Source organism: Christiangramia aquimixticola (assembly GCF_048285835.1).
GTDB classification, from domain to species: Bacteria; Bacteroidota; Bacteroidia; order Flavobacteriales; family Flavobacteriaceae; genus Christiangramia; species Christiangramia aquimixticola.
The window spans coordinates 1-201 of record NZ_JBLVTL010000386.1 but is presented as its reverse complement, the minus strand read 5'-3'; the positions used below and the strand labels follow the sequence as shown (position 1 = coordinate 201).

Here is a 201-nt window from a genome sequence, read left to right as displayed (position 1 = left end):
CCTACATCAGAACAGTCGAAACTGGTTTGACTCAATACCTCACTGGCAATACCACAGGCATCACTACTAGCAGCATTCAACACATCGGCCACCGCTAAAGATCCTGAACCTGAATTATCCAAGGTCACCGTGGTTGAAGTTACAGCATCCACTACCGGTGGAGTCGTATCTTCTACCGTTACAGAAATCGTCTTTTGCGTT

General features: G+C 46.8%; 1 protein-coding gene. It reads right to left on the bottom strand.

Features of this window, described 5'->3' with window-relative positions:
- Nucleotides 1-201: hypothetical protein (locus ACNKXV_RS14930; protein ID WP_417908481.1), on the bottom strand; the 201-nt coding region annotated here is incomplete at both ends.